23 protein-coding genes (1 of these 23 cut by a window edge) are annotated in these 26,014 nt (G+C 61.2%); 8 read left to right on the top strand and 15 right to left on the bottom strand.

What is annotated here, in order from left to right; genetic code table 11:
* A protein-coding gene (locus GR183_RS09780; RefSeq protein WP_160775405.1) for a M23 family metallopeptidase crosses the window boundary here: on the top strand, positions 1-967 show its 3' end. 1,001 nt of this gene lie to the left of the window's left edge; the window shows 967 of its 1,968 coding nt (coding positions 1,002-1,968); its start codon lies off the left edge, out of view; its stop codon occupies positions 965-967.
* A 106-nt stretch (positions 968-1,073) separates the two neighbouring features.
* Here the strand turns inward: GR183_RS09780 and clpB are convergent, their stop codons facing one another.
* Positions 1,074-3,671 carry an ATP-dependent chaperone ClpB gene (gene clpB / locus GR183_RS09775; protein ID WP_160775404.1) on the bottom strand — a complete coding sequence of 866 codons (2,598 nt, stop codon included), beginning with the start codon at positions 3,669-3,671 and terminating at the stop codon, positions 1,074-1,076.
* 215 nt (positions 3,672-3,886) lie between these two features.
* Here clpB and GR183_RS09770 point away from each other — a divergent pair, with 215 nt between their 5' ends.
* Complete coding sequence (locus tag GR183_RS09770; RefSeq protein WP_160775403.1) at positions 3,887-4,648, top strand: MOSC domain-containing protein; 762 nt, start codon at positions 3,887-3,889, stop codon at positions 4,646-4,648.
* A 113-nt stretch (positions 4,649-4,761) separates the two neighbouring features.
* Here the strand turns inward: GR183_RS09770 and GR183_RS09765 are convergent, their stop codons facing one another.
* From GR183_RS09765 to GR183_RS09745, 5 genes are all read right to left on the bottom strand, one after another.
* The gene (locus GR183_RS09765; protein ID WP_160775402.1) at positions 4,762-5,586 is read right to left on the bottom strand and encodes a DUF4167 domain-containing protein; all 825 of its coding nucleotides are present in this window, start codon (positions 5,584-5,586) and stop codon (positions 4,762-4,764) included.
* A gap of 419 nt (positions 5,587-6,005) precedes the next feature.
* The gene (gene prmC / locus GR183_RS22345; RefSeq protein WP_160775806.1) at positions 6,006-6,827 is read right to left on the bottom strand and encodes a peptide chain release factor N(5)-glutamine methyltransferase; all 822 of its coding nucleotides are present in this window, start codon (positions 6,825-6,827) and stop codon (positions 6,006-6,008) included.
* A 68-nt stretch (positions 6,828-6,895) separates the two neighbouring features.
* Positions 6,896-7,969 carry a peptide chain release factor 1 gene (prfA, locus tag GR183_RS09755; protein WP_160775401.1) on the bottom strand — a complete coding sequence of 358 codons (1,074 nt, stop codon included), beginning with the start codon at positions 7,967-7,969 and terminating at the stop codon, positions 6,896-6,898.
* Positions 7,970-8,051: 82 nt separating this feature from the next.
* The gene (gene ptsP / locus GR183_RS09750) at positions 8,052-10,319 is read right to left on the bottom strand and encodes a phosphoenolpyruvate--protein phosphotransferase (RefSeq protein WP_160775400.1); all 2,268 of its coding nucleotides are present in this window, start codon (positions 10,317-10,319) and stop codon (positions 8,052-8,054) included.
* An 85-nt stretch (positions 10,320-10,404) separates the two neighbouring features.
* A complete protein-coding gene (locus tag GR183_RS09745) occupies positions 10,405-11,655 on the bottom strand; it encodes an aspartate kinase (RefSeq protein WP_160775399.1) in 1,251 nt (416 codons plus the stop codon).
* A gap of 161 nt (positions 11,656-11,816) precedes the next feature.
* Between GR183_RS09745 and ubiG the strand changes: the two genes are divergently transcribed.
* The 3 genes from ubiG to GR183_RS09730 all read left to right on the top strand — a co-directional run bounded on the left by ubiG (position 11,817) and on the right by GR183_RS09730 (position 13,979).
* Positions 11,817-12,581, top strand: coding sequence for a bifunctional 2-polyprenyl-6-hydroxyphenol methylase/3-demethylubiquinol 3-O-methyltransferase UbiG (gene ubiG, locus GR183_RS09740; RefSeq protein WP_160775398.1), 765 nt, complete (start codon positions 11,817-11,819; stop codon positions 12,579-12,581).
* A gap of 34 nt (positions 12,582-12,615) precedes the next feature.
* Positions 12,616-13,314, top strand: a complete 699-nt coding sequence (locus GR183_RS09735; protein ID WP_160775397.1) for an alpha/beta fold hydrolase — start codon at positions 12,616-12,618, stop codon at positions 13,312-13,314.
* A gap of 176 nt (positions 13,315-13,490) precedes the next feature.
* A complete protein-coding gene (locus GR183_RS09730) occupies positions 13,491-13,979 on the top strand; it encodes a hypothetical protein (protein ID WP_160775396.1) in 489 nt (162 codons plus the stop codon).
* A gap of 52 nt (positions 13,980-14,031) precedes the next feature.
* On the opposite strand, the gene GR183_RS09725 is transcribed toward GR183_RS09730, so the two are convergent.
* The 4 genes from GR183_RS09725 to GR183_RS09710 form a co-directional block, all read right to left on the bottom strand.
* Positions 14,032-14,514: a DUF1178 family protein gene (locus tag GR183_RS09725; protein WP_160775395.1), complete on the bottom strand. Its 483-nt coding sequence runs from the start codon at positions 14,512-14,514 to the stop codon at positions 14,032-14,034.
* Complete coding sequence (locus tag GR183_RS09720) at positions 14,511-15,365, bottom strand: carbon-nitrogen hydrolase family protein (RefSeq protein ID WP_160775394.1); 855 nt, start codon at positions 15,363-15,365, stop codon at positions 14,511-14,513. Before GR183_RS09720 ends, GR183_RS09725 begins: the two co-directional genes overlap by 4 nt.
* A gap of 37 nt (positions 15,366-15,402) precedes the next feature.
* Entirely contained in the window at positions 15,403-15,657 is a 255-nt protein-coding gene (grxC, locus tag GR183_RS09715) for a glutaredoxin 3 (protein WP_160775393.1), read from the bottom strand.
* Between the two features lie 210 nt (positions 15,658-15,867).
* Positions 15,868-16,680: a ComF family protein gene (locus GR183_RS09710; protein ID WP_312846808.1), complete on the bottom strand. Its 813-nt coding sequence runs from the start codon at positions 16,678-16,680 to the stop codon at positions 15,868-15,870.
* Between the two features lie 107 nt (positions 16,681-16,787).
* Here GR183_RS09710 and GR183_RS09705 point away from each other — a divergent pair, with 107 nt between their 5' ends.
* Positions 16,788-17,684 (top strand): methyltransferase domain-containing protein, encoded by an 897-nt coding sequence (locus GR183_RS09705; RefSeq protein ID WP_160775392.1) that lies wholly within the window; start codon positions 16,788-16,790, stop codon positions 17,682-17,684.
* Between the two features lie 88 nt (positions 17,685-17,772).
* Here GR183_RS09705 and GR183_RS09700 read toward each other — a convergent pair whose 3' ends face one another.
* From GR183_RS09700 to GR183_RS09680, 5 genes are all read right to left on the bottom strand, one after another.
* Positions 17,773-17,997: a Flp family type IVb pilin gene (locus GR183_RS09700; RefSeq protein WP_244313660.1), complete on the bottom strand. Its 225-nt coding sequence runs from the start codon at positions 17,995-17,997 to the stop codon at positions 17,773-17,775.
* Positions 17,998-18,051: 54 nt separating this feature from the next.
* Entirely contained in the window at positions 18,052-18,450 is a 399-nt protein-coding gene (locus tag GR183_RS09695; protein ID WP_160775391.1) for a (deoxy)nucleoside triphosphate pyrophosphohydrolase, read from the bottom strand.
* A gap of 79 nt (positions 18,451-18,529) precedes the next feature.
* Positions 18,530-19,333 (bottom strand): GNAT family N-acetyltransferase, encoded by an 804-nt coding sequence (locus GR183_RS09690; RefSeq protein ID WP_160775390.1) that lies wholly within the window; start codon positions 19,331-19,333, stop codon positions 18,530-18,532.
* The gene (gene argJ / locus GR183_RS09685; RefSeq protein WP_160775389.1) at positions 19,330-20,562 is read right to left on the bottom strand and encodes a bifunctional glutamate N-acetyltransferase/amino-acid acetyltransferase ArgJ; all 1,233 of its coding nucleotides are present in this window, start codon (positions 20,560-20,562) and stop codon (positions 19,330-19,332) included. Before argJ ends, GR183_RS09690 begins: the two co-directional genes overlap by 4 nt.
* 116 nt (positions 20,563-20,678) lie before the next feature.
* Complete coding sequence (locus tag GR183_RS09680; protein WP_202395945.1) at positions 20,679-21,599, bottom strand: peptidylprolyl isomerase; 921 nt, start codon at positions 21,597-21,599, stop codon at positions 20,679-20,681.
* 291 nt (positions 21,600-21,890) lie between these two features.
* Here GR183_RS09680 and secA point away from each other — a divergent pair, with 291 nt between their 5' ends.
* Together secA and GR183_RS09670 are read left to right on the top strand one after the other, a co-directional pair.
* Positions 21,891-24,677: a preprotein translocase subunit SecA gene (gene secA, locus GR183_RS09675; RefSeq protein WP_160775388.1), complete on the top strand. Its 2,787-nt coding sequence runs from the start codon at positions 21,891-21,893 to the stop codon at positions 24,675-24,677.
* A 104-nt stretch (positions 24,678-24,781) separates the two neighbouring features.
* Positions 24,782-25,966, top strand: a complete 1,185-nt coding sequence (locus GR183_RS09670) for an adenylate/guanylate cyclase domain-containing protein (protein WP_160775387.1) — start codon at positions 24,782-24,784, stop codon at positions 25,964-25,966.
* Positions 25,967-26,014: the final 48 nt, after the last annotated feature.

Genomic DNA, 26,014 nt, shown 5'->3' with positions numbered 1-26,014 from the left:
CAATCGATTGCGGCCCGAGCGGGTCAGTCTCTATTCGGATACCGTTCACGACGCTTCGGTGGCGCGCTCGGACAACGGAACCTTCGTGGACGCCGAAGCGCCGACGACCGTTCTCGCCGACGCCTTCGCCGAAGCGGACCGGCTGGGTTATTCCGGTCCAACCCCTTCGCTCTACGACAGCCTTTACCAGACATCGCTTGAGCAGGAAGTTCCCAATGAGCTGATCGAAGAGCTAGTGCGGGTGTTTTCCTTCGACGTCGATTTCAAGTCCCGCGTGAAACCGGGAGACGCGCTCGAAGTTTTCTACGGTCTTGAGGACGAAAATTCCGAAACCCCTCCCGAGATTCTCTACACGTCACTCAGGACCGGCGGAACCACACGCAAATTCTACCGCTTTCGCACGCCGGATGACGGTCAGGTCGACTTCTACGACGAGACGGGCAAGAGCGCGAAGAAGTTCCTGATGCGCAAGCCACTTTCCGGCGGGCGATTCCGCTCCGCCTTCGGCTTGCGCAAGCATCCGATCCTCGGCAGCGTCAAAATGCACAATGGCGTCGATTGGGCTGCAGGACGGGGAACACCCATCATGGCGGCAGGCGACGGGACGATCATCAAGGCGAAATGGGCTGCGGGCTATGGCCGCCGCGTCGAAATCAAACACTCCAACGGTTATGTCACGACCTATTCGCACCAGTCGCAATTCGCCAAGGGCATTCGCGAAGGTGCCCATGTCTCGCAGGGACAAGTCATCGGCTACATCGGATCGACCGGCCTGTCGACTGGACCGCACCTCCACTACGAGGTGCTGGTGAATGGCCGGTTCGTCAATCCGATGCGCATTCGCCTGCCCCGCGGCCGCGTGCTGGAAGGCGACATGCTGGCATCCTTCGAGCGTGAACGCGATCGGATCGACACACTGATCGAGCGCGGCTCCGGCCCGTCGCGAGTAGCGTCGGCAACGAACTGAATCGGCTTCCCCCGGATAGTGCCGGGAGAAAAAACAAAAATGGCCGGCATCGCCAAGATGCCGGCCTTTCTTTCGCGCGACTGCTGGCAGAGGGGGCCTGTGCCGCTTATGCCGCTTCCGTCTTTTCCCCTGTTACGGTGAAGAGCAAGCGGTCGGAGCCGGCTGAAACCTCAACGGCCTGGCCATCGCCGATTTCTCCGCCGAGCAGCATCTCCGCCATCGGATCCTGAACGAATTTCTGGATCACGCGCTTCAATGGACGTGCGCCATAGACCGGATCATAGCCTTTCTGGGCAAGCCAGCCTTTCGCTCCGTCATCGAGCTTGAGCACGATCTTGCGATCCTGCAACAGGCGTTCCAGACGATGCAGCTGGATATCGACGATCGCCGCCATCTGCTCGCGCTGCAGGCGGTGGAACAGGATGATCTCGTCCAGCCTGTTGAGGAATTCAGGCCGGAAGTGAGCGCGCACCACTTCCATGACGTCATCTCGAACTGCGCTGGAATCCTGACCTTCCGGTTGGTTGGCCAGATATTCCGAACCAAGGTTCGATGTCATTACGATCAACGTGTTGCGAAAATCGACGGTATGTCCCTGGCCGTCGGTCAACCGGCCGTCGTCGAGCACCTGGAGGAGCACGTTGAAGACGTCGTGATGGGCCTTTTCGACCTCGTCGAAGAGGATCACCTGATACGGCCTGCGGCGAACCGCTTCCGTCAGAACGCCGCCTTCTTCATAGCCGACATAGCCCGGAGGGGCGCCGATGAGGCGGGCAACCGAGTGCTTTTCCATGTACTCCGACATGTCGATACGGACCATCGCCGCTTCATCGTCAAACAGGAAAGCCGCCAGCGCCTTGGTGAGTTCCGTCTTGCCGACCCCGGTGGGACCCAGGAACATGAACGATCCGATCGGACGGTTGGGGTCCTGAAGTCCCGCGCGCGCGCGGCGCACGGCGGTGGAGACGGCATGAACGGCTTCCGACTGGCCGACGACGCGCCTTGCAAGCTCGTCTTCCATGCGAAGAAGTTTCTCGCGTTCTCCTTCCAGCATCTTGTCCACCGGGATGCCGGTCCAGCGTGACACGACTTGAGCCACATGGTCTGTCGTGACCGCTTCCTCGACCATCGCCTCGGTGTCGGTCTCTCCCTCAACCTCGGTGAGCTTCCGCTCCAGATCCGGAATGATTCCGTATGCCAGTTCGCCGGCCTTGGCGAGATCGCCCTGGCGCTGCGCTTTCTCCAGATCGATACGCGCGTGGTCGAGCCGCTCCTTGAGCTTCTGCTCGGCGCCCAGTTTTTCCTTTTCGCTCTGCCAGCGCTGGGTCAGGGCGGCGGATTGCTCTTCCAGTTCGGAAAGTTCCTTCTCCAGCTTCTCAAGCCGGTCCTGAGTCGCCTTGTCCGTCTCCTTCTTCAGCGCTTCACGCTCGATCTTGAGCTGAATGATCCGGCGATCGAGCTCGTCCAGTTCCTCCGGCTTTGAATCGACCTGCATGCGAAGGCGGCTCGATGCTTCGTCGATCAGATCGATCGCCTTGTCCGGCAGGAAGCGGTCGGTAATGTAGCGATCCGAAAGCGTCGCCGCGGAGACGATCGCCGAATCGGTGATCCGAACGCCATGATGCAGCTCGTACTTCTCCTTGATGCCGCGCAGGATGGAGATCGTATCCTCCACCGACGGCTCGTTTACGAAGACCGGCTGGAAGCGCCGCGCAAGCGCCGCGTCCTTCTCCACGTGCTTTCGATATTCATCCAGCGTGGTCGCGCCAACGCAATGCAACTCGCCGCGGGCAAGCGCGGGTTTCAGCAGGTTGGACGCATCCATCGCCCCTTCCGCCTTGCCGGCACCGACAAGCGTATGCATTTCATCGATAAAGAGAATTATGCCGCCATTGGCCGCCTGCACTTCCGAAAGAACGCCCTTTAGCCTTTCCTCGAACTCACCGCGATACTTGGCGCCTGCGATCAGCGCTCCCATGTCGAGCGCAAGCAACCGCTTGTCCTTGAGCGATTCGGGAACGTCGCCATTCACGATCCTCAGCGCGAGACCTTCGGCAATCGCCGTCTTGCCGACACCAGGCTCACCGATAAGCACCGGATTGTTTTTCGTGCGGCGCGACAGAACCTGAATCGTGCGGCGGATCTCGTCATCCCGGCCGATCACCGGGTCGAGCTTGCCGTCTCGCGCGGACTGGGTGAGGTCGAGCGCGAACTTTTTCAAGGCGTCATACTGGTTCTCCGCCGAGGCAGTGTCGGCGGTGCGCCCTTGACGCAACTGGCTGATCGCCTCGTTCAGCCCGTTCGGCGTAACGCCTGCCTCGGCTAGCGCCTTGCCGGCCGCGCTTTCCTTGATCATGGCCAGCGCGAGCAACAGACGCTCGACCGTCACATAGCTGTCGCCTGCTTTCTGGGCGATCTTCTCGGCCTGATCGAAAACCTTGGCGGTTTCGGGTGCGAGATAAAGCTGCCCGCCGGCGCCTGATACCTTCGGCATCTTGGCAAGTGCCTGTTCGACCGCGAGCGCGGCATCTTTCGCCCGGCCGCCGGCGCGTTCGACAAGGCCTGCGCACATTCCTTCCGAGTCATCCAGAAGCACCTTCAACAAGTGCTCGGGTGCGAATTGCTGATGGCCCTGCGCAAGGGCGAAAGTCTGTGCGGATTGAACGAAGCCTCTCGCACGTTCGGTATATTTCTCAAAATTCATCCTGAACCTCCTGACCGCCCCGCCCCCCGAAGCGAGGCGGATGCAAAGAAGTACGGACCCGCAGCGGCGGCATCCGCGCGCCCTTCCGGCCTACAAGCAAAGGATCGATCCGGGCGCGCTCTCGATATAGTGTTGCATATCGACAACAAAAAGGGGTTGATCTGCGGCAAAATGCAGTGCGCGAATCGAAATTCACGAAACCAGGAGCTCACCGCATGGCCGAAAGCCGTATCGTCCGCCTGATGCGCTATCCAATCAAGGGATTTGAGGGTGAAAGCCTCGGCGCAGTCGTCATCCGCCCGGATGAAACCTTACCGTTCGATCGTGCCTACGCGATCGAAAATGGCGTTTCGGGCTTCGACCCCGCAGCGCCGAAGCATTTCCCCAAAATCGCTTTTCTCATGCGCATGAAAAACGCCGAACTGGCGAAACTGAACATTCGCTTCGACGAAGCAGGGCAGCATCTGGAAATTTGCGAAGACGGCAGGAGGCTGGCAAGCGGCGCACTGACCACAGCCGAGGGACGGCGCTCTATCGAAGAGTTCATTTCCGCACGTTTCGCCGACGACTTGCGCGGCGCGCCACGTATCCTTCATGCCGACGGACACTCCTTTTCCGACGTACCGGAAAAGCGCATCCATCTCGTCAATCTCGAAACGGTCAGGGCGGTCGGAAAGATAGTCGGCAAGGAGCTGGACCCAGCACGCTTCAGGGCCAACATATACATCGACGGACAACCTGCCTGGTCGGAATTCGATTGGCTGGACAAAGAGATTTCGGCAGGCGGCCTTCGATTCACTGTGACAAGCCGGACGAAGCGCTGTGCAGCCGTCGATGTCGACCCGCAAACGGCAACGCGCGATACCCAGATTCCGCAGGCGCTGATAGAAGCGCTTGGTCATCGTGATCTTGGCATCTATCTGAAAGCCGAAAATGAGGGTCGTCTCGAAGTCGGCCAGCCAATCGCACAAAGCTGAGTCGCATATGAAATCATTTTCCGGCTCCGCTATTCGCTGGCCTTCAGGCCGAAAACAGCAAAAGCCTGCGGCATGGATGGCCGCAGGCTCTTTCAATTTGGTCGCCAATTCGTTCAGGCGTCGGTCGGAGCCGGGCTTTCTTCCGTTTCGCTCGGCTCGCTTTTTTTCGTCCGCGCACGTGGTGTGCGCCTTGCGCGAGGTTTCTTCGGCGCGTCGTCTTCGGCTTGCGGCGCAGAGGCTTCCTCGCCGCCTTCCTCGGCCGATCCGGAAGCACCGTTCAGTCCGGACCGCGCATCGTCATTGTCCGTCGAAGTAGCGTCGGCGTCCTGGGCCGCAGCCTCGGGCTTCGTCCTGCGCACGCCGCGCCCGCGTGTCCCGCGCGGCCGCCGTTTCGGGGCGTCGTTCTCGCCGCCGTCATCGTCAGCCCCCGCCCCTTCGGCAATCGCGGAGTCGCCGGGCGAACCGGTCTCGTCGCCTTTATCCGGAGCGGAACCATCTCCGGCTCCGTTCTTGCCTTCCTCACGCAATCCCTTCGTATTGATGCCGGGGCTGCGGTCAATGAACGGCTGTGGCGCATCGAGCGGCATATAGGGCCGCGACGAAGAACCCTCGCGGCCATCGCCACGGCGTTCGCTCGCCTGATCCGCCTCATCCTCAGCCTCGTCCGAACGCGAATGCACGGATTGTTGCGGCTGCGGTTGCGCGGCTGCGACAATCCTCAGGTAGTGCTCGGCGTGCTGATTGTAATTTTCGGACATCACCCGATCGCCTGCGGCATGGGCATCGCGCGCCAGCTGCTGGTACTTCTCGGCGACGTGAAGCGCGGTTCCGCGAATCTTCACATCGGGTCCGTTGGATTCATAGGTCCTGCTGAGCGGATTCGGGCCCTTGCGACCCCTGCCGCGCATGCGCTGCTTGTTCTGATTTCCTGGTCTCATTCTGCCGTTTTCTCTCACGAACGGCGACCGGCTCGCAACCGGCCTATTGATCGGCCGATAAATACCGACCGGTCGAATTTACCGTACTGATACTTCGGTCCTCCGGATACGCAGGCAGTTGCCGCGCGATCCGATCAATCGGCTCATACGCTGGAACATCCAGATGTTCAGCCGACGCGCCGTGTCTGCAAACAGACCGATGCCGAGGAACGTCCGTGCCTTTGTCGGAGTTCCGAGGGGTCGAGTGACGCACCCTTTATGCCAAGGTACAGTCAAGGCCGAGCAAATGCTCAATACCACTCGGTTTTTCGATGCCCCCGGAGATTTCGATCCCCATTCAGGGTTTCGACGATATGGAAACTAGCCGGTTCTGCCCGGATTTCCAAGCGTCTTTTTCGTCTCCTGAACAAATCATCGAACTACGTTGCACGAAAACCTCGGATGACTCGGTCATGCCCTGCAAGGTCTTGAAATACAGAAATATTCTCATAGCCCGATTCGACCGATATCGCTGCAACTTCCGCGGCCTGATCGTAGCCGATTTCAAAAAAAACGTAACCCCCTCGCCGAAGGAGGTGCCGCGAATCGCGCGCTATCGATCTGTATGCCGCAAGTCCATCGGCCCCGCCATCGAGGGCGAGCACGGGATCATGTTGGCGGACGCCGACATCAAGCGTCGTAATATCCATGCTTCTGATATAGGGCGGATTGCTCACAAGAAAATCGAAATCGCCGGAAATCGCGGAATGGCCGTCACACGCCACCGGGAAAAACCGCTCGCCGACCCCATTTCGACATGCATTCGCGCGGGCCGCAAGCAATGCGCCTTGGCTCAGATCCGTCCCGATGGCTATGGCCCTGGGCAATTCGTGAAGCAGGCTTACCGCGATCGCACCGCTGCCGGTACCGATATCGAGGATCGTCAGTTCCGCCGAACGGTCCCCACAACACTCAAGCACCTGTTCCACGAGCAATTCGGTGTCGGGCCGTGGCTCCAGCGTTTCATCCGACAAGGTGAATGTCAGGCCCCAGAATTCTTTCCGCCCAAGGATTCTCGCAACGGGTTTGCCCGCCAGCCTGTCGTTCGCCAGGCTCAAAGCGCATTCGCGCATTCTTTCGCCGACAGGCTCTTCGCCTTTGAGAACGACTTCGTTCGGTTCGCGGTCCGTCGCGTGAGCCGTGAGAACCCGGGCGTCAAGATCCGGCGTTGACAACGCGGCCGCGCGGAAGGCGGCGCGCATTGCCCGGTAGAGTGCGGAGACGGTATTCGCGCGGGCGAATTCGGATTGCCGGTCGGAAGAGATCGCGTTCACAGGCCTTCCGCTGCCAGAAGTTTCGCCTGATGGTCGAGCGCCAGCGCATCCACGACCTCGTCAAGCGCCTCGCCGGCAATCACCTGGTCGAGTTTGTAGAGCGTCAGCCCGATGCGATGATCGGTAACGCGCCCTTGCGGGAAATTATAGGTTCTGATGCGTTCCGACCGGTCCCCCGAACCGACCTGCAATCGGCGGGCTTCGGTCCGTTCGCTCGCGGCACGCTCTCGCTCGAGGTCATAGAGCCTTGCCTTCAGAAGCTGCATGGCCTTGGCCTTGTTCTTGTGCTGGGAGCGTTCATCCTGCACGGCCACAACGATGCCGCTCGGTTCGTGCGTGATGCGCACCGCCGAGTCGGTGGTGTTGACATGCTGGCCGCCTGCACCGGAGGACCGATACGTGTCGATCCGCAAATCGTTGTCGTTGATATCGACGTCTACATCCTCCGCCTGCGGCAGGACGGCAACCGTGGCGGCCGATGTGTGAATGCGCCCGCCCGATTCGGTTTCCGGCACGCGTTGCACCCGGTGGACGCCCGATTCGTACTTCAGATGGGCAAAAACACGGTCGCCCGAGACAGAGGCTATAACTTCCTTGTAGCCGCCGACCTCGCCTTCGCTTGCCGACAGAAGCTCCACCTTCCACCCCTTCAGCGCAGCATAGCGCTGATACATGCGAAAGAGATCGCCCGCGAAGAGCGCTGCCTCGTCACCTCCCGTACCTGCCCGTATTTCAAGGATTACGTCATTGCTGTCGGCTTCGTCGCGGGGAAGGAGACCAAGCTTCACGTCCTGTGTCAGACGTTCGATCTCCTCGCGCGCTTCCTCGCGCTCCTCATGGGCGAGCTTCGCCATCTCCGGCTCGGTTGCCGGGTCGGCGATCATCGTCTCGATGCCTTCCAGGTTTTCTTCGGCAGCCTTCAGCGCGCGCACCCTGGAAACGAGAGGTTCGAGCTCAGCATAGTCCCGCGACAGGCGAACATAGGTGGCCGGGTCCGGATTTTGCGTCATCCGGAATTCCAGTTCCTCGAATCGCGAGAGGATTCCATCGAGTTTTTCCGCCGAAATCATCGGCCGTCTGCTCCGGTTGAAAAGAAGGAGGAGTGCACGGCGTTCGTCACGCCCGAATGCAAGATCCCAAGGTCCAGGCCCGCTAGAGCTGTATATCATGCTCCGCCGCAAAAGCGCGCAGCTCTTTGCGCAGGTCGACCGGGCCGCTGCCGGGTTCGAGCTTGGGCAGGATCCGCGCGCTCAGGCGGCCGATATCGACGGAGCGCACCATCGCCTTGACCGGGCCTAGAGAAGATGCCGACATCGACAGGTCGCGAAAACCGAGCGCAAGCAGCGCCATGGCCTCGAGCGGGCGGCCGGCAAGCTCGCCACACAGCGTTACGGGAACGCCTGCCAGTTTTGCCCGCGTCACGATGCGCCTCAACGCGCGCATGAATCCGATGTTCAGCGGATCGAAGCGGTCCGACACGCGTGTGTTGCCCCTGTCGGCGGCGCAGAAAAACTGAAACAGATCGTTGGAACCGATGGAGACGAAGTCGACCTGCTGGAAGAGCTCCTCGAGCTGGAAGATTAGCGAGGGCACTTCGATCATAACGCCCAGACGCAGCTTGCTTGGCGTTTTGTGCCCGTGACGCTTGAGATGCTTGAGTTCGCGTTCCACCAGCGCCTTCGCCTGCACGAATTCCGAAACATCGGCGACCATCGGGAACTTGATTTTCAGCTCGCGCCCCGCGGCCGCGTGAAGGAGCGCGCGGATCTGCGTGCGCAGGATCGCCGGGCGGTCGAGGCCGAGGCGCAGCGCGCGCCAGCCCATCGCCGGATTTTCCTCCTGGATCGCGCGCAGATAGGGAAGGACCTTGTCGCCTCCGATATCGAGCGTACGGAAGGTCACCGGCCGCCCTTCGGCCGCGTCGAGCACCTTCGCGTAAAGTCCCTTCTGCTCGTTCATGCGCGGGAAGGAAGACGCGACCATGAACTGAAGCTCGGTGCGGAAGAGGCCGATCCCTCCCGCACCCGATTCCACCATCGCCGGAAGATCGACAAGCAGGCCCGCGTTCAGGAGAAGTGAAATTTCGACGCCGTCGCGTGAAACGGATGGTTTGCTGCGCAAGCGGCGATACTGCGCCTGGCGGCGTGCCCGGAAACGCACCTTTTCCGCATAGGCGTGCTCCACATCGCCGGGCGGGCGCAACTGCACCTGCCCCATATCGCCATCGACGATGATGGCATCGCCGCTTTCGGAAAGGCTGACGATATCCTGAACCTGCCCGACGGTCGCAATGCCGAGCGCACGCGCCACGATCGTCGCATGGCTCGTCGGCCCGCCCTCTTCAAGCACAAGCCCGCGCACCCGGTCGCGACCGTAATCGAGAAGTTCGGCCGCCCCCATGTTGCGCGCGACGATGATCGCGTCTTTCGGCAGGCTTTCCGCACCGGGGCCGTGCTGTCGGCCCATCAGCTCGCGGATAAGCCTGTTGCCGAGGTCGTCGAGATCGTGCAGCCGCTCGCGCAGATAGGGGTCAGTCTGGCGCATCATCCGCGCGCGGGTGTCGGATTGAACCTTTTCGACAGCCGCTTCGGCGGTGAGGCCGTTGCGAATCGCTTCCTCGATCTTGTGGATCCAGCCCCGGTCCTGGGCGAACATGCGAAAGGCCTCCAGCACTTCGCGATGTTCGCCATGCTGGCCGAGGTCTCCGTTCGCCAGAAGATCGTCAAGGGAAAGGCGCAAGCGGTTGATCGCGCTCTCGAGCCTGCGCAGTTCCTGGTCGACGTCTTCAGAAATAAGATTGGTTACGACGACCCGGGGCTCGTGCAGGACGACATGGCCCAGCCCGACGCCTTCCGACAAAGCGACACCCTTGAACTCCATCGGCCGGGTCAGGTCGAGCTTCGTGCCCTGCTGGGAAATCGCTTCCAGCTCGCCTGCCGCCACCATCTCCGCGATGACCATGGCCGTGGTCTGAAGCGCCTCGACCTCGTCCTCGAAATAGGTCCTGTGCGATTTGTTCTGAACGACGAGCACGCCGAGCGTGCGCCCGGCGCGCAGGATCGGAACGCCAAGGAAGGAATTATAGGCTTCCTCGCCGGTTTCCGGCCGGTATGCGAATGCGGGGTGGGCCTGGGCGTTCGGCAGATTGAGCGGGCGCGCGTCGGCCGCGATGAGGCCGACGAGACCTTCGCCGACACCGAGGCTCGTCTTGTGAACGGCGTCCCGGTTGAGGCCTTCGGTCGCGTAAAGCTCGAGCATCCCGTCCGCCCGAAGGATGTAGACGGAACACACTTCCGCAACCACGTTGGCGGCAATCAGAACGACGATCTTGTCCAGCCGTTCCTGCGCGTTGATCGGCTCCGCCATGACCTCGCGGAGGCGCCGCAACAACACGCGTGGTCCGGCCAGGCTGCTCCGCATCACGCGTCGAATCCTTTCCCGACGACCGGCGGGTCCCCATAGACAATTATTCTCGTGCGGGCGGTCCGCCGCTTCGCCTGCGTGTCTATCCGTCTAGACCGTATAGCGAATGGAGAGTCCTGACCGCAAGTTCGCTGTATGCCGAATCGATAAGCACCGAGATCTTGATCTCCGAGGTTGTGATCGCCCGGATGTTGATCCCCTTCTCCGCAAGACCGCGGAAACATTGCGCGGCGATGCCCGCGTGAGAGCGCATTCCGATGCCGATGACCGACACCTTCACGACATTGCGCGCACCCTCGATAGCCCCGAATCCGATTTCCTCGCGCCGGTTTTCGATCACCTTCATCGCTCGGTCGTAGTCGCTCTCCGGGACGGTGAAGGTGATGTCGGTCTTGTTGCCGTCCGGCGAAATGTTCTGGACGATCATGTCCACGTTGATGTGGGCGTCCGCCAGCGGGCCGAACACGGCGTGGGCCACGCCCGGCTTGTCCGCCACATCGCGGATTGAGATCTGGGCCTCGTCCTTGGAAAAGGCGATGCCGGTGACGACTTGCTGTTCCACGATCTCGTCCTCGTCGCAGATAAGTGTTCCCGGAGGAAGGTTGCCTTCGCCCGTCTGGGGCGCGTCCGGATCATCGAAGCTGGAACGCACGAACGTGCGCACACCATGCACCATGGCCATCTCGACGGAGCGCACCTGCAGCACCTTCGCGCCGAGCGAGGCCATCTCCAGCATTTCCTCGAAAGCGACCCGGTTCAGCCGCCTTGCGGAATGCACGATGCGCGGGTCCGTCGTATAGACACCGTCCACATCAGTATAGATATCGCAGCGGTCGGCCCGGATCGCCGCGGCGATCGCCACGGCGCTCGTGTCCGAACCACCCCGGCCCAGCGTCGAAATCCGGTTGTCTGGAGCCAGTCCCTGGAAACCGGCGACAACCGCAACCTGGCCCTGCTGCAGCCGTTCGATCAGCCGTTCGCCGTCGATTTCGGCGATTCGCGCCGCCCCATGCGCACCATCGGTATGGAGCGCGATCTGCCAGCCTTGCCAGGAGCGGGCGTTGACGCCCATTTCCTGAAGCACGATAGACAGCAGTCCCGATGTCACCTGCTCGCCCGAAGCGACGACAGCATCATACTCGCGCGCATCGTGCATGGGTGCGGCCTGACGGCACAACTCGACGAGCTTGTTCGTCTCGCCCGCCATGGCGGATACGACGACGGCAACTTCGTGCCCTGCATCAACCTCACGTTTCACATGCCGCGCCACATTGCGGATGCGGTCGAGGTCTGCGACGGACGTTCCGCCGAATTTTAGAACCAGTCGGGCCATCGAATGCGTATCGCGTTATCAAGTACGGTCTGTCGGCGCGGATGCACCGGTCGGGTCGGCGCGTATGCATACAGACTGCCGGTCCCCCCTGCAACACTCGTGCTTGACAAACTCCGTGCGACCACCGACCAAAGCGGTCTTGAGAATGGGAGGAACGCGCAATGAATCCCGCGGCTGACGGCAATACGGCCGGCCCGAGCACCATCGACGATGCCGAGGTTGCCCGCTTTTCGGCCATGGCGGCCGAATGGTGGGATCCGAGTGGCAAGTTCCGCCCATTGCACAAGTTCAATCCGGTCCGTCTCGGCTACATCAAGGAAAGGGCCTGCGCGCATTTCGGTCGGGATGCAAAGGCGCCCGATAGCTTCAAGGGTCTGCGCCTTCTGGATATCGGTTGCGGAGGCGGCCTTCTGTGCGAGCCGATGCGCCGGCTCGGTGCCGAAGTGGTCGGGGCGGACGCTTCGGCCACCAATATCGAGATTGCCAGAATTCACGCCGGCCAATCCGGGCTCGACATCGATTACCGCGCGACGACCGCGGAAGCATTGGCCGACGCGGGCAAGACATTCGACATCATCCTGAACATGGAAGTGGTCGAACACGTCGCCGACGTGCCGTTCTACCTTGCCTCATGTGCAAGGATGCTGAAGCCCGGCGGGCTGATGTTCGTGGCGACCATCAACCGCACGCTGAAGGCCTATGCACTGGCGATCGTCGGCGCGGAATACATCCTTGGCTGGCTGCCCAGAGGCACACATTCCTTTGACAAGCTGGTACGGCCATCCGAACTCGAAACCCCTTTGGCGGCGGCCGGCCTCTTCGTGGCGGATCGCGCGGGCGTAACGTATAATCCGCTTTCCGACGAGTGGAGCCGGTCCGCGGATACGGACGTCAATTACATGATGCTTTTCGCCCGCCCAGCATAGGTTTGCCGTTCCCGCGAAGAAGGAAAGTCCATCGATGGAAGCCCTCGTCCTTGTTCCCGGGTTGCTGTGCACCGAAGCGCTCTATGCCCCGCAGATCGCGGCACTTGCCGACCGGCCGATCATGGTCGCCGATCATCGCAGGCATGAGACGATGCGCGAGATCGCGGAAGACATCCTGAAAGGCGCTCCCCGCCGTTTTGCGCTCGCAGGGCTTTCGATGGGCGGCTACGTCGCGCTTGAAATCATGAGGATCGCACCGGAGCGCGTGACGCGCCTCGCCCTTCTCGATACGACCGCAAGGCCGGACACGCCGGAGCAGACCCAAAACCGCAATAAACAGATCGAACTGACGCGCAACGGCGCATTCGATCGTGTCGCACAAGCGCTATTTCCGATGTTCGTTCACGAAAACCGGGAAGATGACGGGGCGCTTCGCGACATCGTCCTTGGAATGGCGAAGAAAACCGGTGGCGAAGCCTTTATCCGTCAGCAGCATGCGATCATGAGCCGCGACGATGCAAGGCCACGCCTCTCGCAAATCCAGTGCCCGACGATGGTCATCGTCGGTGACGGGGACAGGTTAACTCCGCCCGATCGCGCAGAAGAACTACATCGGGCCATTCCGGGAAGTCGGCTGGAAGTCGTCGCGAATTGCGGGCACCTGTCAACGCTGGAGCGACCGGAAGCCGTAACGAGCCTATTCATGGACTGGCTTTCCGGCGCAGCAGCATGAAGCCGTCATGATTTTTGATTACGATCCGTGCTTCTGAAATTGACGTAGAGTTTGATCCGGATCAAAAACGATCAGCGCCGCTGCGCTAGGATCGAAGAAAAGCACTGCGGGCAATTTGCCCGGCAGGCGCGTCAAATCGGACGATCACCGGCATGGAACGAAAAAGGGAGGCCGCAATGACGAACGTCTCATCCGGTAGCAACAGAATGCCAGAGACGGAAATCTTCAACGACATGGAAACCTGGCAACCCTGGAATTGGGCGGAAGCGGCGGATCGCCTGGAGGAAATGATGACATTCGGGCCCGCCGAGGCCCAGCGCAGGGCGATCGATTGCGCCGCCGCCTTGTTCAATATGCAGATCGATTTCGTCTCCAAACGCCTTCATGCTGACATGGATTGCGCTCTTCGGATGATGGACGGTGCCTCTCCGGCGGATATCACGGGCACGGCATCCACATTTTGGGAGCGACTTGTTTCCGATTACGAAAAACACGCGGAAGATCTGACGGCTTGCGTTTCGGAGCATCTATCGGCATCGGATGAAGATATCGATGAAACCGGCGAGATTTCCCGGGAAAGCGAAGCGACCCAGGAAACGCTGCGTTATACGGCAAGGCGCAAGGCACGCAGTTCCGGCAGAAGAACCCGCGCTCGCGCGGCATAGAGCGCAGTTCGTCAGGCGGACAGAGAGGGGCAATCCGCCTTGATGCAGTGGTTCAGTTGTTTTCCTCCGGCAGCGCCGGGAGGGGAAGAACGGGGATGCCTTCATCCGTCAGTTCACGAACCGATTCTCGCGAGGCTTCGCCGTAGATGCCTCGCTCTTCCGCCTCGCCGTAGTGGATCTTGCGCGCCTCTTCGGCGAAATCGGAACCGACGTAATCAGCCTTCGAAACGATTTCCCGTTTCAATGCCCTGAGCTTTTCCATGATTTTCGGATCGACGCCGGAAAGTGTTGCCGCGGGAGCGGGTGCGCCATCCTTGGGATCGGGAACAGTATCGGCGGGCATGCCCTTGACTGCGGACGTTCCGCCGGTGCCTTTCGAAACGGCAGGCGCCATCAGCCGCTTGCGAACTTCGCTTGCCCCGCAAATCGGGCAGACGACAAGCCCGCGTTCCGCCTGTCCCTCGAAATCCGAGGAATTTCGGAACCAGCCGTCGAACTCATGCCCGCTTGCGCAGGAAAGCGCGTAATGGATCACGTCAGCGCCTCCACCGGAGCGGTCACCGTCGCCAGTTCGAATTCCTGCTCGTTGGCGATTGCAGGAATGCGCCCACGCGCTTCCGCCACCTTGGCCGGGTCGATTTCCGCCAGCGTGAAGCCCGGTTCGTCGTTGTCCCGCTCGGCGATGATCTCGCCCCATGGGGCGACGATAATGCTGTGGCCATAGGTTTCCCGGCCATCCTCGTGCTTGCCGCCTTGTGCGGCGGAAACGAGGAAAGCACCGTTTTCGATCGCACGGGCGCGCTGCAGCACGTGCCAATGCGCCATGCCGGTCTGGCGGGTAAAGGCGGCCGGCGCGCTCAGCATCTGCGCACCTGCCTTTGCCTGTGCGCGGAAAATTGCCGGAAAACGCACGTCGTAGCAGACAGCCATGCCAAGCTTGAGCCAGGGAAGATCAACCACCGCACTTTGCCGGCCGGGCCGATAGGTCGCGGATTCCCGCCAGCTTTCTCCGTTGGGCAGGTCCACGTCGAACATGTGGATCTTGTCGTAACGGGCAAGAATCGAACCATCCGGCGCAAACAGGAAGGCGCGGTTTGCAACCGCCGCCTCGCTGGCCTTGATGGCCAGCGAGCCGATGTGCAGATAGATGCCGAGATCGCGGGCAAGCGCCGAGAAAGACCTCACGCCGAGGTCTTCCTCCTCCGGCCTGATCTTCTCCATCAGCGAGGCTTTGCTCGCTTCAAGGAGATGCGTCATTTCGGGCGTCTGGATGTAATTCGCGCCGCTTCTTGCCGCTTCACGGATTATATCGCAAGCCGTTTCGACATTCGCAGCGATGTCGCGCCCAGTGCGAAGCTGAACGGCGGCGGCAACAAAGCTGGTCATGATCGAATCCCCGTTATGTTGTGTCAGGGTCTGGACCCTAGGCAAGCATGGGATCGAGTTTGCCCGCCCGCTCCAGCGCGTGCAACTCGTCGCAGCCGCCGACGTGAGCATCGCCGATGAAAATCTGCGGGAAGGTCGAACGCCCGTTGGCCCGCTGGATCATCTCGGAGCGCTTCGCCGGATCGCGGCTTGCGTTGTGCTCCTCGAAGGATACACCCTTTTCGGCCAGCAGCCGCTTTGCGCGAACGCAGAAACCGCAGAGGTCTCGCGTGTAGATCACCACATTCTTCATATACGCACCATGTTCGTTATCGAAATTCCAGAGCGGGCCCAGTGCGTCCCGGTCACGAAACGAGGTTTCGCCGCCTTATATTGGACGTCGTATTTGCCACACAAGACTAATAAGTGAATCACTTCTGCGTGCTCATGCCGTTACGTAATAAAATGAATGTATTGATGCCGCAGCGACTTCTTGCCGCTACCGGGAACCGGCGCCGTTGTTTCAGGCGCCGATAGGCTCGTCTGCCTCGGCAAGCGCGAAGGCCAGCACGTCGACGGATGTGGCACCCGCCCGTTTCAGGACATGCGTGCAAGCGGTCGCGGTCGAACCCGTGGTGATGACATCGTCGACGAGCACCACCCTGCGCCCCCTTACTTCCACCGCGCCGCGTTGGGAAATCCTGAATGCGCCCCGCACGTTTCTCGCCCGGTCCTTCCGGCTCAAGCCCACCTGACGGCCGGTTCGCCGAAGTCGTTCAAGCGCATCGAGGTTGAGGTCGGACCGCGTATGCCTCGCGACCGCGATAGCCAGCAGCGCGGACTGATTGAACCGCCTTGCCCAAAGGCGTCCGCGGTGAAGGGGAACGGGCACGACAAGAGGGCGATCGGCGAAAAGTTCCGCTCCCGCGCGGGCCATCCAGCGTCCGAGCGCGCGTGCGAGTGCCGGCCGATCCGCGTATTTGAGCGAATGCACAAGATCGCGCCCCGTACCGGCATAGGCGCAGGCCGCCCGCACACGATCGTATACCGGGGGCGTGGCGATTGCTTCCGGACAAAGCGCGCCCTCCCCCAGATCGAACGCGAAAGGCCTGCCGAGCCGTGCGCACCAGGGTGGCGCCAGAAACGGCGTCGCCGCCCAGCAGCTTCCGCACAGCGCCTCGTCCCCGGCGACCGGCACGCCGCAGGAAATGCATGTCGGCGGAACCATGAAGTCCAGAGCACGCCGGATGATGTGCGGACGGGCCGGCGCGGGCATCTCGAACTCGCGATTCCGTTCAGCCGCCTTGTCCCGAATGGAGGAGAAGAAACCCGTCACTTCCGATTTCCGATATCGACGATCCTTGAGCCGTCATTCATTTTTGACCTGACCAGCTTCGCGGTCCATAACCGGGCCATCAAAGCTTCGAGATCGGAACGCACGAAATGTCCCAGCCCATGCCAATCGACCGGGGGCTTCTTGCCCGGCGCCGGCGCCGCGCCCTTGAAAAGGGCACGAAGGGCGCGGATTTCTTGCTGGCAGCGGTATGCGAAGACCTTGGCGAACGGCTTTCGACGGTCAAGCGCGAGTTCGAACTGGCCGTCGACCTTGGCGGTCATGGCGGCCGGGTCGCCGAGATGCTGCGGGCGTCGGAAAACACGGTGGCCGTGCTGCGCGCCGACCTGTTTTGCCCGGATCCCCGGCTTGCCCCGCCCGACCTCGTGGTGGACGATGAATTTCCCCCGTTTGCCGATCAGTCCGTGGATCTGATCGTCTCCGCATTGTCCTTGCAGTGGGTGAACGATCTTCCGGGCGCGCTCATTCAGATCAGGCGCGCGCTTCGCCCCGACGGCCTTTTCCTCGGCTGTCTGCCGGGCGGCGACACCCTTTTCGAACTGCGGGATTCCTTGCTGAGAGCGGAAGTGGAAGTCACCGGCGGGGCATCGCCGCGCGTCATTCCCTTCGCCGGAACGCGCGATCTCGGCGCCCTCCTGCAGCGGGCCGGCTTTGCTCTGCCTGTCGCGGATCAGGACACGATAACGGTGCGATACGACACGATGTTCGATCTGATGCGGGATCTGCGGGATATGGGAGCGACCAACGTTCTCACGGAACGCAGCAGGCGGCCCGCCTCGCGAAAGCTTTTATATCGTGCGGCGGAGATTTACGCACACGAACACGCGGACGACGACGGGAGGGTCCGCGCGACCTTTCAGTTCGTCTCGCTTTCGGGCTGGGCGCCGCATGAAAGCCAGCAAAAACCGCTGAAACCCGGCTCCGCAAAAATGCGACTGGCCGACGCTCTCGGAACGCAGGAGCTTGATCCGCACGGTGGAAAATAGTTCCTCAAGAAGCGGCAATTCACCGGAACATTTCCCACGAAAGCAAAGTCGCTTTCATGACTGGAAAACGCTCCAGAATCAATATGCTCTAGCCGTTCACGGCAGCTTCGATCGCCTGTCGGATCGGCTCATACCAATCCCCCTGAAGCGTCGCGCCTATCGTGGAAAGCGTAGCGACGATAGCGACGGTAATGGATCCTGCGACCATTCCATATTCGATGGCGGTTGCCCCGCTTTCGTCATTCAATATTTTCGCGAGCACAGTGGTTTCTTTAACGGGCTCGCTCCTCGCCATGTTGATCATGCCTGACATCTGGACGCGCCTCTCTTCGTATGGTGGGCCGGACGTCCTGCGTGCGTTCGGGGATCAGGCGATATCAATGAGATGCGGTATGAGGGGTATGTCGGCGGCGGGCATCGGATAATCTCTCAGCCGAACCGCCTTCACCCATTTGATCGCCTGCCCTTCACGCCCGGTAACGGTCCCGGACCATCTGCGGCATATGAAAAGTGGCATCAGCAAATGAAAATCTTCATAAGCGTGGCTGGCAAACGTCAGCGGCGCAAGGCACTCAATCTTAACGCTGATGCCGAGTTCCTCGTGAAGTTCGCGGATAAGACTGTCCTCGGGACGCTCTCCGGACTCGACCTTGCCGCCGGGAAATTCCCACAATCCGGCCATCGCCTTGCCCTCGGGGCGTTGCGCGATCAAGACACGGTTATCAGCGTCTAAAAGCGCACACGCAGAAACAAGAACGAGCTTCATTTCACCACCCGTGCCGTTTCCGCACGCCCAAGCAAGCAATTGAAAACCATTTCGCTCGATTCCATTGTGTTCTCGCCGCCTAATCGGGCGGCCGGCGATAGTGGTAGGTGTAAAGCCCTGAAAACCCGAGCTTTCCATAAAGCCGCCGAGCGGGCTCGTTTTCGGCTGTGACCTGAAGCCAGGAATATGCGCATCCGCGTACCGACCCTGCGTCAAGGCATTTTTCCACCAGCCTTGCACCCAGGCCCCGCCTTCGCGCGGCAGGGGCCACGGCCACGTCATAAATACCGACGAGATCGCGGTCGATGGTCGCGATCGCCGTCCCGACCGGTCTGCCCGCCTCGTCACGCGCGATGAAGGCAATCACCTCCCCCGCAACACGGGAAAGCGCGCGCCCCAGACGATTTACAGCCTCGGGCGTTACCGCTTCCGGGCGCGTACCGCCGATTTCCGCGAAGCCCGTCAGCCAGTTCTTAAGCGGCTCGACAAGAACGCTCACCTCGCCTGCCCGTTCCGGGGCACTTGCGACCCGGTCCGTCGAACGCAGGAGAACAAGGGTTTCGCCCTCCCGCGCCCATCCGCACCCGTCGCAGCGTTCGCCAAGCGCAGTCGGCGTCAGGGGCGTTGAGCGAAGGTGAAAGGGTACACCTTCGCGCTGGAACAAGGACCGCGCATGGTCCAGCCTGCCGTCGAGATCGGCAGTATCTTCCGGATCGAAAATATTGAGCGAATTGACACGCCTTGCAGGATTGCCCGGCGCAAGCCGCGTAACCCAGGCGCCGTCCATATGGACGATCTCGCTTGGAAAGCCGTTGAAATTCGCCTCCTCGATACGGCGAAGCAACATGGCTTCGTCATATGGATGTCCGGCGGCAAGGTTCATGAACGGTAGTCTCCGTTGATCGCGACATACTCCTTCGTCAGATCGCAGGTCCACACCGTCGCGGTACCAGCTCCAAGCCCCAGGTCCACACGCACCGGAATTTCGTCCTGCTTCATCACGGCCGAAGCAGCGTCTTCGGAGTAGTCCGGATCCCGTTCCCCGTCGACGGCAACGCGCGTATCGCCGAACCAGATTGCCAGACTGTCCCGGTCCGCCGGCTCACCCGCCTTGCCGACCGCCATGACGATGCGGCCCCAATTCGCGTCTTCGCCAGCGATGGCCGTTTTCACGAGGGGCGAATTGGCGATCGAAAGCGCAATTCGCTTGGCCGAAGCATCACTTTCAGCACCCGTGACCGTTATTTCCACGAATTTTCGCGCACCCTCACCGTCCTTGACGATCCAATGGGCCAACTCGCGCATCAACTCGCCCAAGGCATCCTTGAAAGCGGCAAGCCTCGGATCATCGGCGGCGGAAATGCGCTCTCCGCCGGCCTTGCCCGTGGCGAACAGCAGAACCGTATCGGAGGTCGAGGTATCGCTGTCCACGGTGATGGCGTTGAACGATCCCTCGACACGATCCGACAGCATTGCCTGCAGGACGGGCGCGGAAATGGCGGCGTCCGTGAAAATGAAGGACAGCATCGTCGCCATGTCGGGAGCGATCATGCCCGCCCCCTTGGCGATCCCGTTGATCGTGGCTTTCCTGCCGCCCAGATCTACCGTACGTGTCGCCACCTTGGGGAAGGTGTCGGTCGTCATGATCGCCTTCGCCGCCTCGGACCAGGGTTCGCCCGAAACCCTTGCGGCCAGATCGTCGATCACGCCTGCGAATTTTTCCGCCGGCAGAGGCTCTCCGATGACACCCGTCGAGGCGAGATAAATCTCCTCGCGCCTGCAACCGATCGCCCCGGCGACGATATCTGCCGAAAGCTCGACCGCTTCACGCCCCTTCTTGCCGGTGAAGGCATTGGCATTGCCGGAGTTGACCATGAGCGCTCGCGCCTTGCCCAAAGCAAGGTTGGCCCGGCACCAGTCGACCGGGGCGGAAGGGCAGCGCGACTTCGTGAAAACGCCGGCAACTTCGGTGCCCTCGTCAAGCACCATCAGGAGAACGTCGGTCCGGCCCTTGTATTTTATGCCGGCGCTCGCCGTGGCGAACCGGACCCCGCCAAGCGCAGGAACATCCGGATAGGATTTCGGGGCAAGCGGAGAAACGGCGTCCGACATCTTTATCTCCAATTGCTGCGTGCGTGCAGGCTGACCGCAAAAACGAAAAAGCCGCCCTGATCGACAGGGCGGCCTTCTCATACAACAAATTCAAAGCCGAAATCGATCAGCGAAACTCAGTTTTCCGATTTTTCCGGCGCTTCCTCGACCGTACCTTCCCCGTCGGCCTTCAGCGTGGGATCGGTGATCTCGATCTGCGTTTCGGACTTCAGCTTCTCCAGGACCTCGGCATATTTCGCGCGCACCAGGTCCTGGCGGATGCGCTGTTCCACCGCAGGAAGTTCGGGAGCGGGCTGCGTTCGACGGTCCTCAACCTTGATCACGTGCCAGCCGAACTGCGTTTTCACGGGCTCCGCGCTGTGAGCGCCCTTTTCCATGGCGAAGGCGGCCTCCTCGAATTCCGGCACCATGCGGCCCTTGGTAAAATAGCCGAGATCACCACCGTTCGGCCCGGACGGCCCGGTGGATTTTTCCTTGGCCAGCTCGGCAAAATCCTTGCCCGCGTCAAGCTCGTCGATCACGGCTTTCGCGTCTTCCTCGGTTTCAAGAAGGATATGACGCGCCGAAACTTCCTCTTCGCCGGAGTAACTTTCGAATTCCTTGTCGTAGGCGGCCTTGACGTCGGCTTCGGTAACCTTGTCCTCCACCTCGCGAACGATATAGGCGTTGCGAAGCGCTCGCATGCGCAAGAAGTCCATCTGGCGTTCGAAGTCGGGCTCCTTGTCGATTCCAGCCTGGCGCGCCGCGGCCGCCATCACTTCCATGTCAACGACGGTGTCCGTCAGGATGCTGCGCCACTGATTGGGCGGGATATTGCGCAGCTGGCCGGCGAATTCCTGGGAGGCGAACGCGATGTCGGCCTCCGTCACTTCTCTGTCGCCGACCTTGGCGAGCACGTCGTCGGCTTCCTGAGCCGCCGCTTCCTGGGCGGCCATCGGGGCCGTGATGATACCGAACGCGGCGACAGCCATGAAGCCGGCCAGCATCGCGCGCAGCGTAAACGGGCGAATGTGCGCCGCTGCGGAAAAATCAAGCATGGAATGTCCTTCACTCATTGCGTGTCAGGGGGCAAACGGGAGCGACCTGTCGCCTTTGCCGCGGCGCGCGAGCTTTGCCGAAACGCGCGCCGTTGACAACCTCCGGACCCCCTCTTATCTCTCGTGCGTCTTCTTAAGAAGATGCGATTATCCTTGCGTGGATACCGTCGGTCTCTCCGTTCAATACGGCGGATGTGAGACGGAAGCTGGTTTCCGCGCCCGCAGTATTCAATCTCGGGGCTACGAAACGCGCTGAAACCCGCGCGAGCCCGAAAAGGGAAGGACCGCCTCATGGCCGGCCTCGGCGCACTCGCCCGTAAATTGTTCGGTTCCGCGAACGACCGCAAAATCAAACAGTTACGGACAACAGTCGACCAGATCAACGCTCTGGAGGGGGAACTCCAGGCACTTTCCGACGAAGAATTGCGAGCACGCACCGAAACCTTCCGAAAGGAACTCGCCGACGGCAAGAGCCTCGACGATCTTCTCGCTCCGGCTTTCGCAACCGTACGCGAGGCCGCGCGCCGTGTGCTCGGACAACGCCATTACGATGTCCAGATGATCGGCGGCATGGTGCTTAATTCCGGCGAAATCGCGGAAATGCGCACCGGCGAGGGCAAGACATTGGTCGCCACCCTCGCCGTCTATCTGAATGCGCTGACGGGCAAGGGCGTGCACGTCGTCACCGTGAACGATTATCTCGCCAGCCGCGACTCGGAGTGGATGGGCCGGATCTACAGGTTCCTGGGGCTTACCGTCGGCGTCATCGTGCATGGTCTTTCCGACGAGGAACGCCGTGTGGCCTATGCCGCCGACGTGACTTACGGCACGAACAACGAATTCGGCTTCGACTATCTCCGCGACAACATGAAGTACGACCCGGGCTCCATGGTCCAGCGCGGTCACTATTTCGCGATCGTCGACGAGGTGGACTCCATCCTGATCGACGAAGCGCGCACGCCGCTTATCATTTCCGGCCCGCTGGAAGACCGTTCGGAGTTCTACAACACGGTCGATGCCTTCATTCCGAATCTCGTCGAGGAAGACTACGAACTTGACGAAAAGCAGCGTTCGGCAACCTTTACCGAAGTCGGCAACGAAAAGCTCGATAACCTGCTTCGCGAAGCGAACCTTCTGAAAGGCGACAGCCTTTACGACGTCGAGAATGTTTCCGTCGTCCATCACCTGCAGCAGGCGCTCAAGGCGCACAAGCTGTTCCAGCGCGACCGCGATTACATCGTGCGCGGGGGCGAAGTGGTGATCATCGACGAGTTTACCGGCCGCATGATGCCGGGCCGGCGCTTCTCCGAAGGCCTGCACCAGGCTCTGGAAGCAAAGGAGCATGTCTCCATCCAGCCGGAGAACCAGACGCTTGCGTCCATCACGTTCCAGAACTACTTCCGCCTCTACGACAAGCTGGCCGGCATGACCGGCACCGCCTCTACGGAAGCGGAGGAATTCGCGGACATCTACGGTCTGGAAGTCGTTGAAATTCCGACCAATCTGCCGGTGAAACGCGTCGACGACGACGATGAGGTCTACCGGACGGTCGAGGAGAAATACAACGCCATCGTCGAATTGATCGACGACTGCAAATCGCGTGGCCAGCCGATCCTTGTCGGCACGACGTCGATCGAAAAATCGGAATTGCTCGCAGAACGGCTGAAAAAGGCGGGTTACAAGCAGGTCGACGTGACCGACCCGGATGCCTTCAGGCCGCTCGCCGAAAATCCTTCGGATTCCAGAAAGGCCAAGATCTTCGCCGTTTTGAACGCGCGCTACCACGAACAGGAAGCGTCCATCATCGCCCAGGCAGGCCTTCCGGGCGCGGTGACGATCGCCACGAACATGGCCGGTCGCGGTACGGACATCCAGCTCGGCGGCAATGTCGAGATGCGCATCGAAAAGGAACTCGGCGATCTTCCCGAAGGCGAGGAGCGCTCCGCGAAGGAAGTGGAGATCAAGGCCGATATCGAGCGGCTGAAGCAGAAGGCGCTCGAGGCCGGGGGACTATACGTCATCGGCACGGAACGGCACGAAAGCCGGCGCATCGACAACCAGCTTCGCGGCCGCTCGGGCCGCCAGGGCGACCCCGGGCACTCCAGGTTTTTCCTGTCGCTGCAGGACGATCTGATGCGCATTTTCGGCTCCGACCGGATGGACGGAATGCTGCAGAAGCTCGGCCTCCAGGAAGGTGAGGCGATCGTCCACCCGTGGATCAACAAGGCGCTCGCCAAGGCGCAGCAGAAGGTCGAGGCCAGAAACTTCGACATCCGCAAAAACCTTCTGAAGTTCGACGACGTCATGAACGACCAGCGCAAGGTCGTCTTCGACCAGCGCATCGAACTCATGCAAGGGTCCGCCGTCACCGAGACCGTCAACGAGATGCGCCATGACGTGATCGACGATCTCGTTTCCCGCCATATTCCGGAAAAAGCCTATCCGGAACAATGGGATGTGGAAGGCCTCCAGCAGGAGGTGCGCAATATCCTGAACCTCGATCTGCCGGTGTCTGATTGGGCCAAGGAAGAGGGCATCGCCGACGAGGAGGTGAAGGAGCGCCTGACGAAGCAGGCGAATTCCATCATGGCGCGAAAGGTTGCCGACTACGGCGACAGCGTCATGCAGCAGGTGGAAAAAGCCGTTCTTCTCCAGACGCTTGACCATTTATGGCGCGAACATCTCGCCAATCTCGATCACCTCCGATCGGTAATCGGCTTCCGTGGATACGCCCAGCGCGATCCGCTGCAGGAGTACAAGACCGAGGCGTTCACGCTGTTCGAGGCGATGCTCGCCAACCTCAGGCAGGCGACGACGGCGCAGCTCATGCGGCTTGAACTGGTGCGCGAACCGGCGCCGCAAATGCCCGGCGAGGAAGATCTTCCGCCGATGGAGGCGCATCACGTCAACGCTTCCACCGGGGTGGACGAAATCGCCCAGCAGGCGGGAGCGACGCTGGCGTCAAGCGCGGAGCGCGACCCGGAAAAGCCGGAAACCTGGGGCAAGATCGGCCGCAACGAGCAGTGCCCCTGCGGATCGGGCAAGAAGTTCAAGCATTGCCACGGCGCGCTGGCCTGACCCTCCGGCGCCGGAAAACAGGCGGCGAGGAAAATTCCAGGCGGGTCTTTTTCGTGGCAAAACGGGCGACAGAAATAGCCTGAGGTTGCTCGGAAAGCATGTTGATGCAAACGACCCCGGCGCTTGAGCGCATCGAGGACTGGCTCATTCGGGAGGCACTGGGTGCGCCCGACATCGCCCGCATGTTCGCCGGCACGTGCCAGCGGCTTCGCGACGCGGAAGTGCCCGTCGACCGCAGCCTCCTGACCTGGGCCACTCTCCACCCCCTGATTGAGGCGGAGAGTGCGCTCTGGATGCCGGAAACGGACGTCCAGTATGAGGCCTATTCCCACCGCGAGGAAGACACGGACGAATGGCTGCGCAGCCCGATCCGCGCGGTTCTGATCGGCGACGAGTCGCGGTTGAGAAGAAAACTTGCCGGCGGCAACTCCGAATTCGACTTCCCGCTTTGCCGCGACCTCGCCGGACAAGGCTTCACGGACTATCTCGTGATCTTGACGAGCTTCCACCTGCCCTTCAGCATAGAAGGCGTGAAGCGGACGGGGATAATCGTTTCCTGGGCGACGAAGGCCGAAGGCGGCTTCACCGACGACCAGATGAACGCGATCGACTATATCCAGCTTCGCCTCGCGCTCGCCTGCCAGGCATCGATCCAGCGCCGTATCGCGGAAAACATTGCCCGGACGTACCTTGGAGAACGCGCGGGGCAGCAGGTGCTTTCCGGCCGGATCCGCCACGGCGACGGAGCCGAAATCGACGCGGTAATCTTCTATTGCGACCTGCGCGATTCAACCCGCCTTGCCGAGGAACCGGGCCCCGACGCCTACCTCAAGCGGCTGAATGCCTATTTCGACGCGACCGCGGGCGCGGTGACGCAAGCCGGCGGCGAAATCCTCGACTTCATCGGAGATGCGGTGCTTGCAGCCTTCCCGACCGACAATGGCGGGTTCGAGGCAGCCGCACAACAGGCGATCACCGCGGTCGACGCCGTGTTCGAGAGGCTTTCCGCAATCAATACGGGCGAGGAAGAGCCGCTTCGCTGCGGGCTCGCGCTTTCGGCCGGCAAGGTGATGTTCGGCAACATCGGCATTGCGGACCGGCTGACCTTTTCCGTGATCGGCCAGACCGTCAACACAGCGGCGCGCATGGAAGCGCTGACGAAGGAACTCGGCTGCTCGGTGCTGATAACGGCGGATATCGCGCAGATCATCGCGCGCGAAATCCAGTCTGCCGGCTGCCACACGCTGGCAGGCTTCTTCGAGCCGGTAGAACTTTTCCGCTTCCGCTGAACAGGGACAGGGACAGCAAAGCGGCGCCAGTCCGGACAAGGATCGACG

This window comes from Stappia sediminis, assembly GCF_009826895.1.
In the GTDB taxonomy this organism is placed as follows: Bacteria; Pseudomonadota; Alphaproteobacteria; order Rhizobiales; family Stappiaceae; genus Hongsoonwoonella; species Hongsoonwoonella sediminis.
This window is presented reverse-complemented; position numbering and strand designations above follow the sequence as displayed.